Origin of the sequence: Nonomuraea sp. NPDC049400, from assembly GCF_044466425.1 — a bacterium.
Lineage (GTDB): Bacteria > Actinomycetota > Actinomycetes > Streptosporangiales > Streptosporangiaceae > Nonomuraea.
In genome coordinates this window covers 1-9759 of sequence record NZ_JBITMP010000114.1, presented here as the reverse complement: position 1 = coordinate 9759, position 9759 = coordinate 1, and the positions used below count along the sequence as shown (strand labels likewise).

Here is a 9759-nt window from a genome sequence, read left to right as displayed (position 1 = left end):
CTGCAGGTCTAATGGTTCCTCTGCGGCTCTCGTGTTGTGGTGATTCGAGATTCCACGACAGGAGCCGTTGTTTTGTCTCGAGTTTCGCTTAATTCACAGGCTGTGGATTTCCGAGAGCGCCGATGGCGCAATCTCCTACTAGAACACCTTCACGCTTTTGAATAGACCTCAGTGACGCGGGCATTTTTGATGAGTCAACGCGCCCCCTGACGGCTACCCGGACCGGACTTACGCTGGCAAGCGACGACGAGCTTACGCAACTGATCTTCAACCACTTCACGCCTAGACGCACGGGAGAGACACCATGGCGTCAACGCCCTTTGACGAGGCCAACTTCCGCACCTGGCTCACCGAGCGCCTGGCCAGGCACCTAAAACGGGAGCCGTCCGCCATCGACGCAGATACCCCGCTGGCCGACTACGGCCTCGACTCACTGTACGCGCTGGCTATCGTGGATGAGATCGAGAACTATCTCGGTATCGCCATCGACGCGACCATAATGTGGGACTACCCGTCCGTCTCGGCGCTGTCCTCAGCGCTGGCCACCAAGCTGGCCATTAGCTGATGGCGGCACCGGACACGCACGCGGATGCGCCGCTGGCGATGCGGCGCGACCCCCGCCAGCCATTGCGTCCGGCGCCTGACCTGCTGGCGGTCGACGCGGCGGGCGGTATCACCGAGATCTCCATGCCGGTCCCCACGCCCGGAGCCGGACGGACCTGGCTGATCACCCGGTACGACGACGTGCGTGCCGTACTCGGGGACCCCACGTCGTTCAGCAATGTCTTGCGGCTGCCCGATGGCGGGCCCGGCGGGACCATCTCCCCCACCGGCCAGGGATCGCTGCCCGGGCTCGATCCGCCGCTGCACACCCGGCTGCGCCGACTGGTCTCGGCCGAGTTCAGCGCGCGCCGCGTCGCGGCCCTGCGCCCAGCGGTCGAGGCCACCACAGCGGACGCACTGGCCGCGATCGGCGGCCAGGACCGCGCCGATCTCGTCGCCGCCGTCGCCCAGCCGATCCCGGCGGTGGTGATTGCCGAACTGCTCGGTGTGCCACCGACCGACCGCGGCGAATTCTGCCACCGCAGTGCGGTGGCCCTCGACACCCGGCTGCCCGCGCTGACGCGGGCCGACAACAGGGCCGAGATGCTGGCCTACATGCTGCGGCTCGTCACCCGGTTGCGCGACGACCCGGGTACTGGGCTGCTCGGGGCGCTGATCACCCGCCACGGCGCGGGCATGAGCGACGCCGAGCTGGTCGCGACCGGCAACATGCTCTTGCTGGCCGGGCACGAGACTACTGCCAGCCTCATCGCGCAGAGTCTGCTGTTGCTGCTCGGGCAGCCAGCGCTGCGCGCGGAGGTGCTGCACAACGAGCAATCATTGACGCGGGGGGTGGAAGAGCTGCTACGGTACCTGACTGTTTTCCACTTTTCCTTCCCGCGCACCGCAGTGTTCCGGGTGACCATCGCAGGGACCGTGATCGAAGCCGGGGACCGGGTGCTCTGCTCGATCCCGGTTGCCAACTGGGACCAGCGCCGGTATCAGGATGCTGGGCAGTTCCGGCCGCTGCGCGAGGCGGCGCCGCACCTCGCCTTCGGGCACGGCATCCACTACTGCCTAGGCGCGCCGCTGGCGCGACTGGAGATGTATACCGTCCTGCCGGCGTTCTTCGCGGCCTTCCCGGCGGCCAGGATCGACACCCAAGTCGACATCCGCTACCGCGACGGCTCTCTGGCCTTCGGCCTAGACGCGCTCGAAGTCCTGCTGCGATGACCCGGGCGCGCCCGGCACCTGCTCCCGCCCGACAGAACGAGGTGGCTCCCGACATGCACACTAGCTCCCCGTCCGCCGTGCTCATGGCCGCACCCTGCCCGGTCCCGGTCATCGGCTGCTCACACCGCTCCGGGACGCTGAGCTGGGCACAGCAATACGTCTGGGAGGGGATCGGACCGGGCCTGGAACAGGGCCGGAGCCTGAACTACGACCTGTGCTTCAGCGTGCCCGTCCCGGCGGACACCACTGTGGCGGATTTCCTGGCGGCGATCGCCGCCCTGGTACGCCAGCACGAGACGCTGCGGACCAGGTTCCAGCGCACCGGCGATGGCCCGCTGCGCCAGGAGGTAGCTGGCCACGGCTCGGTGGACGTCACTAGGTACCAGATTCACGCTGGCCAGGTCCCCGCTGGCCAGGACCCCCGCAGCGAACTGCTCCGGAGCCTGACCAGCGCCGGCATGCTCGATATCGTGAACGGTTTCCCGTTCCGCGCGGGCTTCGTGGCCGACGCTGGAATCGTGACCCACGCAGCGTTCGCCATATCGCCGATCATCGCGGACGTGGCTGCCTGCGACGACATTATCTCGGAATTCGCCGCAGCTCTCGGGGCGATCAGGAGCGGCGCGACAGCACCGCCAGGACCCGTTTCTCAGCAACTTGACCAGGTCTCGTGGGAGAGTTCCGCCGACGGGCGACAGGCGCTGGAGTGCTGGCGGGAGCAGATGCTGGTCATTGCCGCACTACCCTGGCCCGCCGTGCTGGACGCCGGGGCCATGCGTGCCGTCATCACTCCCGCTGAGCCCGCCCTAACCGCCGCCGAGGAGGTCGCGCTGGCATCAGGGACCAGCTCATCGGCAGTGATCTTCACCGCCTTCCTGCTGGCCACCGCGCAGGTCCTGCGGCTGGATCGCCTGGGCTGCTACCTGCACTGCGCCAACAGGTCCGATCCGGGACGCTGGGACTCGGTCACCCGGCTGAAGAGCATGACCGTCTACAGCTACTCCGCCGGCCGCCCTAACTTCCGGGCCGCGACACGTGAGGGGTTCCGGGGCTCGTTCACCGCATACCGCCACTCTCACTCCTCTGGCGGGCTGTTCCTCGACCGGCTCGGCGTGGCGGCACAGGATGCGCCGTTCGTCCAGTTCGACGACGTGCGCCCGTTCGTTGCTGCGCCTGGTCCCTCTGAACCCTCTGGTCCCTCCGAACCCGCCGGACAGGCAGCTACCGCGGGGCTGGCAGCTCCCGGCGAGCCCGCGATCACTGAGATCCCACCTGAGGACGCGCACAATCCGGTGGCCGTGCTCGCTCTCGACGTCGGGCTGTTCGTCGGCGCGGGGCCGCTGGAGGGCGCGGGGAGCCCGATCCTGAGACTTGAGAACCTGCTACGCATGGACGGGATCGCCCTGCTGCTGAAGCGTATGACCCGCATCCTGGCGGCGGCTACCACCTCATCCTCCGCTCCCGTGACGTCAGGGCCGGACGAATGAAACTGGGCCTTGGCCTCGGCTACCTCGGGGCGGGCTTCGCCGCCAATGGCCTAGAGCTGGCGCGGGAGGCCGACCGGCTCGGCTACGACGTATGCTGGGCCGCCGAGTCCCACGGGTCCGATGCCGCGACCGTGCTGGCCTGGGTGGCGGCGCGCACCGAACAGATCGGCATCGGGTCCTCAGTCTTCCAGATACCGGGCCGGAGCCCCGCCATGACCGCGATGACTGCTGTCACCCTGGACACCCTGTCCGGCGGCCGGTTCCGGCTCGGCCTCGGCGTGTCGGGGCCACGGGTCAGCGAGGGGTGGCACGGCGTGCCCTGGGCGAAGCCACTGGGACGCACCCGTGCCTACGTGTCCATCGTGCGCACGGCGCTGCGGCAGGAGCCGCTTCCCTACAACGGCAAGCCGCTGCGGCTCAGCCTCCGCCCCGTACAGCAGCGCATCCCGGTGTATCTTGCGGCCATCGGGCCGCGCAGCCTGGCGCTGGCAGGGGAGATCGCTGACGGCTGGCTGGCCTCGTTCTTCTCCCCCGAGCACGCTGGCATCCTGTTCGCGGATATCGAGGCCGGCCGCGCGCGCCGCCCCGCCATGACGGATAGCGGGGCGGACCCGGCCCCGGACAGCTTCGATGTGGTGGCGATGACGCCGCTCGTCGTGGGTGACGATGTGGCGGCCTGCGCGGACGCCGTCCGCTGGTACGCTGCCGTTTACCTGGGCGGGATGGGCGGGGCGGACAGCAACTACTACAACCAGCTAGCGTGCCGGATGGGTTTTGCGACGGCTGCCGAGGTGCAGCGGCGATACCTGGCTGGCGACCTGTCGGGCGCCGCCGCCGCGGTCCCCGCCGAGTTCATCGACGCCACGTCCCTGCTGGGGCCGGTGCCGCGCATCGCCGCGCGGATGAACGAGTTCGCGGCGGCCGGCGTCACCACCCTCACGGTCTCCCCCTTCGGTGGCAGCGCCGCCCAGCGCAAAGCGATGCTGACGGCGGCACTCACAGCGAAAAGGCTAGCGGGCCTGTGACCTGCTCGCAGTTTGCCTCGATTCCCGGCGCGTACGGCCGAGCCAACTTCGATCTTCCCAGGAAGATCATCCTCTGTGTCCATTGAACGTGCTCACGATCCGTGAACGGCACCACATAAAGATCGCCAGAGCCATATGCCCCGAGCACCTCGGCGAAGGGTCCGGTGGGCAGCGACTCGAGCCGTCTGCGCACCGCCCCGACCGTCCTTAAGTACTCCAGCGGCAGGGTGATGCTGGCCAACGAAATCCAGGTCACCCCGCCCGCAGCGAACCGTGCCGCAGCGAAGCGTTCCAGATCCGCCTCCATGACCTGGACCAGTTCCCCGCCTTTGGGCGGCCAGCCAGCGGCTGAGCGCACCGAACTGAGACAGTCGATGCTGGATCGCTGCCGACCGGAACCCCAACCCCACCAGGTACGCGCGAAAGCCCGAAGCGTACGGAGCGAGCGGCCCACTGGCCGCCCAGGCCCATTCGTGACTCATCGTTGCCTCCTCTCAGAACGTCCTGAGAGGAGCATCCACCGTGCTTGTCGTTATCCCGAGGTCACGGGCACAGTCTGCCGCGGTGACCAGCTGCGACACCGGACGGAAGCTCACGACTCGGCATAATCCGAACCTCGGGATAATCCCGGTTATGCCGATATTGGCATAACCGTGAGGACCGCTGCCGGGTCCGTACTGCCTCCGCCCCGTCCATCTTGGCCACCATGCGTAGCTACGCGATCGGCGCGTTACGCCTGCTCAACCACACCAACATCGCCGAAGGCATCCGCTGGGCCCGAGACGACTTCCGCAATCCGCTCACCGCCCTCGGTCTCACAATGTGAGAACCCCTTCAGCCCTGACCTGAATGGCGATCTGGTGCATCATTCAGATGGGGTGTTCAATATACGTCGATCTGCTATAATGAATGTCTGGCGGAGATCGGCGCAAAGGTGATTCTTACGACAGCGCCATCGCCGAATCACTAAACAGCCTGTACAAGAAAGAGCTCATCGACTTTCGTGGCGGCTGGCACGGCATCGCCGACGTGATGCTGGAAACCATGGAATGGGTTGCCTGGTGCAACGAGGTGAGGCTCCACTCATTCTGTGGTAATATTCCGCCGAAGGAGTACGAGGACGCCTTTTATAAGGCGCAGGAATCTACTACATCGTTCGCAAGTTCGCAGGAATCGTAGCCTCCAAGATTCCCGGGGCGGTCCAAGGAGATGACTGGCTACGCGGACGGGGGGTTATGGGTGAAACCTGGCGAAGCCGACTACTCTATGGAACGCCTCGATGAAACCTGTAGAACCACCAGATACGCCAGGACGGCAAGCACTACACCAAGTCGAGGCCCAGCGACCTGGAACTCCGAGCACAGATCGTTAGCAACCATCCTGCCGTTTACAGTGACTGTTGTCGGCGGCTAGCTAAGCAGGTCTCCGACGGAGACGTCACAGATTCTGAAGTTCTACCGTGTCCGCACCCGATCTTCTCCGGCTCATTCCGAGCCGAAGCCGCCATGCAGCGAGCAGAGAAAATGACCCTAGACAACCCCAGCAGCGATGACGAGTCATCGACCGTACTCATGCCGCAGCCTTGCCTGATCCCCTTCCAAGATTGCTCGCAACGCGCCGGAAACATCGGCTGGGCACAGCAGGTCCGATGGGAGTACGAAGTCCGCGGCATGAGCGAGGACATATGCTTCAGTGCGGACGTCCCGGCAGGCACGACCATCGACGATTTCCTCTCGGCCATCGGTCGCATGGTGAGCCGACATGAATCCATGCGCACAAGATTCCAACGTGTCGACGGCCGCCTTGTGCGCCAAGAAGCCGTCGGCAGTGGCGACGTGGATGTCATCCGATATCGGGTCCGCGCCGGCCACACCCCTACGGATAAGCTCCTCCGAAGTCGGCTCGGCGAAAAGCTGCTCGATATCGAAAAGGGCTTTCCGTTCCGCGCAGGATTCGTGGCTGCCGACGGAGAAGTGACTCATGCAGCATTCGCTGCCTCGTCGCTCATCGCGGACGCCGGTGCCTGCGAAAATGTGGTTTCGTCGTTCGTTTCGGAGCTCTCGGCGATCAAGAATGGCGCTAACGGTCGGCCGGAACGAGTCTTCCAGCAACTCGACCAGGTCGAGTGGGAGGCCTCCGCGCATGGGCTTCGTGCCGACCGTCAAGCAATGGATTACTGGCGGGAGCAGATGACGGCCATTCAAGCTCTGCCCTGGCCCGCCATTCTCGACAGCGGGACCGTGCGTTCCTTCACGGTGCCCGCCGAATCAGTCTTGATCGCTGCCGATGAAGTTGCACGGACGTCCGGGACCAGCTCCTCTGGAGTAATTCTCACGGCTTTCCTGCAGGCCGCCGCACAAACCCTCTGCCTGGATGGCCTTGGCTGCTACCTCCACTGCTCTAACAGGACCGGCCTGGGACGCGAAGCCTCGGTCACACGTCTCAAAAACGTGACAGTCTACGCATACTCGCCGGGCAGCTCTGACTTTCGGTCCGCAGTACGTGAGGTGTTCCGGGATTCGCTCAAGGCGTATCGCAACGCCCAATCCCCCGGCGAGTTGTTCCTCTCCCGTCTAGGTCTGAACCCGGAAGAAGCACCGTTCATTCAGTTCAACGACGTGCGTTCGGTCGTCGCCATGGACGGGCTGACGGGACGGGTCCAACAGGCGGAGCCTCGGGCAGAAGTAGATTCGGACAAGCCCGTGATGACCGAAACCTGGTCAGAGATTACACACCACCCTGCCGTCCTCAACCTCGGTGTCGGGGCGGTCATGGGCGCTTCGAGGAAACCGATCCTGAGGTTCCAGACAAACCTTCTGCGCATGGACGGCATCTCGCTGCTCGTGGAGCGTATGAATCGCGTCCTCGCCGCAGCATGAGGCGGTATCGTACGCATTCACGCCCTGCGCATTCCGGTGCTGAATGATCGTTGGGTGTGATCGTCTTTGGCCGCGAGTCATCGTGGTCGGTAGCAGGAATCAGGCGGGTGCTGGGGAGTGTCCCGTGGATCATGGAGTTGGGTCTCGCGGGGTCACGTCCACGGACGTGGTGTATGAATCGATCTTCGCGTGATCCTGTTTCTGCAGGTTAAGCGGTAAGTGTCTGCGGGAGCGGGTTCGCGGTCGGTGTGTCGCTGGTGATGAGCCGAACACGTGCTTTGGCGAGTATGTCCAGGCCCATGTAACGGCGGGCCTCGGTCCATTCATCGGTCTGCTCGGCCAACACCGCGCCGACCAGCCGGATGATCGCGGCCCGGTCGGGGAAAATGCCGACCACATCGGTGCGACGGCGGATCTCTTTGTTCAGCCGCTCCTGCGGATTATTCGACCAGATCTGCCGCCAGGTCTCGCGCGGGAAGGCAGCGAAGGCGAGCAGATCCTCGCGGGCGGCGTCCAGATGCTCGCACGCGGCCGGATACTTGGCCTCCAGGGTGTCGATGACCCAGGCGTGCTGGGTGCGCACTTGCTCGGCGGTGGGCTGGTCGAAGATGGTGCGCACCAGCGTGGCCACCCACGGCTGCGCTGACTTCGGGACGCAGGTGAACAGGTTGCGCAGGTAGTGAAGCCGTAAAAGATCAACTTGTCGGCGTGTCGCGATCGTTTGGCACTGCGGCAAGCAGATCTGCCGCCGTGCGGTATCGGATGGGCGCGGTGGTGGGAATGTGACCTGCTTGCTGGAGCAGGGGCCGAGTTTCGCGGATGACGTTGCCGATGGAGGATCTGCAGACATCGCCCAGGGCATCGGTCAGGACCTCCATGGTGCAGAGTTTCCGCTGGTAGAGGATCGTCAGCAACACCCGTTCGCTATTGCTGATCTTCTGGGGGAAGACGCCAGATCGGGTTCCGGATTGGCGGGGACCGCCGCGCCGCTGGTAGCCAAGGCGCTCCCCCTGAGCGACTTGCGATGCGGCGAGGCGTTGGATGAGCGAGTGGAGTTCGTCGCGGGTGAGCCCGGTCAGAACTGGGTGGGACAGCCGGTCGATGATCGCGGCTCGTGCGGGACGCTGATCGGTGTTTAAGAAGTCGAGGAGCGCGGCGGGTTTGGCGAAGCGGACCTGGGCGGTTCCGGCGTGGTGGCCGTGGTCTTCCAAGACTCTGCGGGTCTCCTTCACCAGATCGGCGATGCAGACGTCGGTGACCTCCAGCAGGTCGGCCAGGACTTTCATGGAGCAGACCTGCCGCTGATAGAGAAGGGTGAGCAGCAGGCGGGCGGGATCGTCGAACAAGGGCTTGGCGCGGAGGTTGCCGGTGGCTCGCCGGGCGCGGCCACCGCGTTGCTGGCTGTGGCGTTCCTGGGTGCGGGCGGCTTGGGCCGGAGCGAGTGCTGTGGCCAACTGCTCCAGCTGAGCCGGGCTCATGCCGGTCAGTCGCGGGTCGGCCAGTCGGATGAGCATGGTTTGGCGCCGTTGTGCGGGTCCGTGGGCCTCGCCGGCGGGTGGGGCGGGGCTGGATGCGTCGGTGGGTCCGGGGTGCAGCGTGTAGTTCCAGTTGCCGTGGGTGGTGTCCGCGTACGACCTCATCTCCCGAACGAGGTACGACCTCACGTCCAGAGGTTCGGCACGTCGTTGACGTGTTCGAGCTGAGTTAGTGATCATCCTTCGATCTGTCAGCCGGCAAGCAGACGAGATCGAAGGATGACCGCGCTCAATGATCCTGGATCCGAGGGATTGGATGAATATCCGTCGCTTCCGCGCCCTGCATCAGGCGGGCGTGAGTATCGCCGCGATTGCCCGGGAGACCGGGCACGACTGGAAGACCGTCAAGAAGTATCTGCAGGCCGAAGGGGCGGTGCCGCCGTCGGCGCCGCCGCGTAAGGGGACGCAGCCGCGCAAGCTCGAGCCGCTGGAGCCCGTGGTGGAGGCGTGGTTGCGAGCCGACATCAGCCTGAAGGCCTCAGTGATCCACGAGCGGCTGGTCGACCAGTACGGCTGGGACGGCCACTATCAGCGGGTCAAGATGTTCTGCGCCGAGGTCAGGCCGCGCATCAGGGCTGAGCTCGGGCTGGGTCGTGACGATCTGGCCGGGCTGCACCGCCGCTTCGAGGTGACCGCGGGCGCCCAAGCCCAGGTGGACTGGGGTGATGAGGGCCAGATCCTCAGCGGCGCCGGTATCAAAAAGGTCTACTCCTTCCACATGGTGCTGTCGTACTCGCGGGATCCGTTCTCCTGCTTTGTCACCAGCACCGACCTGGCCACCTTCTGGGAATGCCACCGCCGCGCGTTCGACCACTACGGCGGGGTGCCGGGCGTGATCGTCTATGACCGGACCAAGACGGTGGTGCGTCAGCACGTCGCCCCGGGCCAAGCGGTGCCGCTGCACCCGGAAGCGGTCGCTTTCGCCGGCCACTACGGCTTCGACATCGACGTGCTGGCCGCGCACCGGCCCACCGGCAAAACGTTGGCTTCACACTGCACCCCTTCGGTTCGATTCGCTTGTTCCTGGTGTTTGTGCAGGTCGCCGGTCGGCGAGCTT

At 65.5% G+C, this 9759-nt stretch carries 9 protein-coding genes and 1 pseudogene; 7 read left to right on the top strand and 3 right to left on the bottom strand.

Translation table 11 applies throughout. The features are described 5' to 3' along the window. Positions 1-304: 304 nt before the first annotated feature. Genes ACIBVN_RS59835 through ACIBVN_RS59820 form a run of 4 tightly spaced genes read left to right on the top strand, consistent with a single transcriptional unit; the run spans position 305 to position 4288 of the window. Positions 305-565: an acyl carrier protein gene (locus tag ACIBVN_RS59835; RefSeq protein WP_397151687.1), complete on the top strand. Its 261-nt coding sequence runs from the start codon at positions 305-307 to the stop codon at positions 563-565. Next, positions 565-1776 (top strand): cytochrome P450, encoded by a 1212-nt coding sequence (locus tag ACIBVN_RS59830; RefSeq protein WP_397151685.1) that lies wholly within the window; start codon positions 565-567, stop codon positions 1774-1776. Before ACIBVN_RS59835 ends, ACIBVN_RS59830 begins: the two co-directional genes overlap by 1 nt. A gap of 53 nt (positions 1777-1829) precedes the next feature. Continuing rightward, entirely contained in the window at positions 1830-3263 is a 1434-nt protein-coding gene (locus ACIBVN_RS59825) for a hypothetical protein (RefSeq protein WP_397151683.1), read from the top strand. Continuing rightward, complete coding sequence (locus ACIBVN_RS59820) at positions 3260-4288, top strand: LLM class flavin-dependent oxidoreductase (protein WP_397151681.1); 1029 nt, start codon at positions 3260-3262, stop codon at positions 4286-4288. Before ACIBVN_RS59825 ends, ACIBVN_RS59820 begins: the two co-directional genes overlap by 4 nt. On the opposite strand, the gene ACIBVN_RS59815 is transcribed toward ACIBVN_RS59820, so the two are convergent. Then, positions 4260-4595 (bottom strand): hypothetical protein, encoded by a 336-nt coding sequence (locus ACIBVN_RS59815; RefSeq protein ID WP_397151679.1) that lies wholly within the window; start codon positions 4593-4595, stop codon positions 4260-4262. The genes ACIBVN_RS59820 and ACIBVN_RS59815 overlap by 29 nt on opposite strands. A gap of 602 nt (positions 4596-5197) precedes the next feature. Here ACIBVN_RS59815 and ACIBVN_RS59810 point away from each other — a divergent pair. Both ACIBVN_RS59810 and ACIBVN_RS59805 read left to right on the top strand, forming a co-directional pair. Next, entirely contained in the window at positions 5198-5467 is a 270-nt protein-coding gene (locus ACIBVN_RS59810; RefSeq protein ID WP_397151677.1) for an integrase core domain-containing protein, read from the top strand. Positions 5468-5811: 344 nt separating this feature from the next. Further along, complete coding sequence (locus ACIBVN_RS59805) at positions 5812-7167, top strand: condensation domain-containing protein (protein ID WP_397151675.1); 1356 nt, start codon at positions 5812-5814, stop codon at positions 7165-7167. Between the two features lie 208 nt (positions 7168-7375). Here ACIBVN_RS59805 and ACIBVN_RS59800 read toward each other — a convergent pair. Both ACIBVN_RS59800 and ACIBVN_RS59795 read right to left on the bottom strand, forming a co-directional pair. After that, a pseudogene (locus tag ACIBVN_RS59800) lies at positions 7376-7855 on the bottom strand (transposase); the annotation flags it as partial. Positions 7856-7862: 7 nt separating this feature from the next. After that, a complete protein-coding gene (locus tag ACIBVN_RS59795; protein ID WP_397151673.1) occupies positions 7863-8681 on the bottom strand; it encodes a hypothetical protein in 819 nt (272 codons plus the stop codon). Positions 8682-8934: 253 nt separating this feature from the next. Here ACIBVN_RS59795 and istA point away from each other — a divergent pair. Next, positions 8935-9759: IS21 family transposase (gene istA / locus ACIBVN_RS59790; protein ID WP_397151671.1), on the top strand; the 825-nt coding region annotated here is incomplete at its 3' end.

Coding starts and splice junctions, on each gene's coding strand:
- ACIBVN_RS59835 (WP_397151687.1), top strand. CDS start 305: ATGGCGTCAACGCCCTTTGACGAGGCCAACTTCCGCACCTGGCTCACC.
- ACIBVN_RS59830 (WP_397151685.1), top strand. CDS start 565: ATGGCGGCACCGGACACGCACGCGGATGCGCCGCTGGCGATGCGGCGC.
- ACIBVN_RS59825 (WP_397151683.1), top strand. CDS start 1,830: ATGCACACTAGCTCCCCGTCCGCCGTGCTCATGGCCGCACCCTGCCCG.
- ACIBVN_RS59820 (WP_397151681.1), top strand. CDS start 3,260: ATGAAACTGGGCCTTGGCCTCGGCTACCTCGGGGCGGGCTTCGCCGCC.
- ACIBVN_RS59815 (WP_397151679.1), bottom strand. CDS start 4,595: ATGGAGGCGGATCTGGAACGCTTCGCTGCGGCACGGTTCGCTGCGGGC.
- ACIBVN_RS59810 (WP_397151677.1), top strand. CDS start 5,198: ATGTCTGGCGGAGATCGGCGCAAAGGTGATTCTTACGACAGCGCCATC.
- ACIBVN_RS59805 (WP_397151675.1), top strand. CDS start 5,812: ATGACCCTAGACAACCCCAGCAGCGATGACGAGTCATCGACCGTACTC.
- ACIBVN_RS59795 (WP_397151673.1), bottom strand. CDS start 8,681: ATGCTCATCCGACTGGCCGACCCGCGACTGACCGGCATGAGCCCGGCT.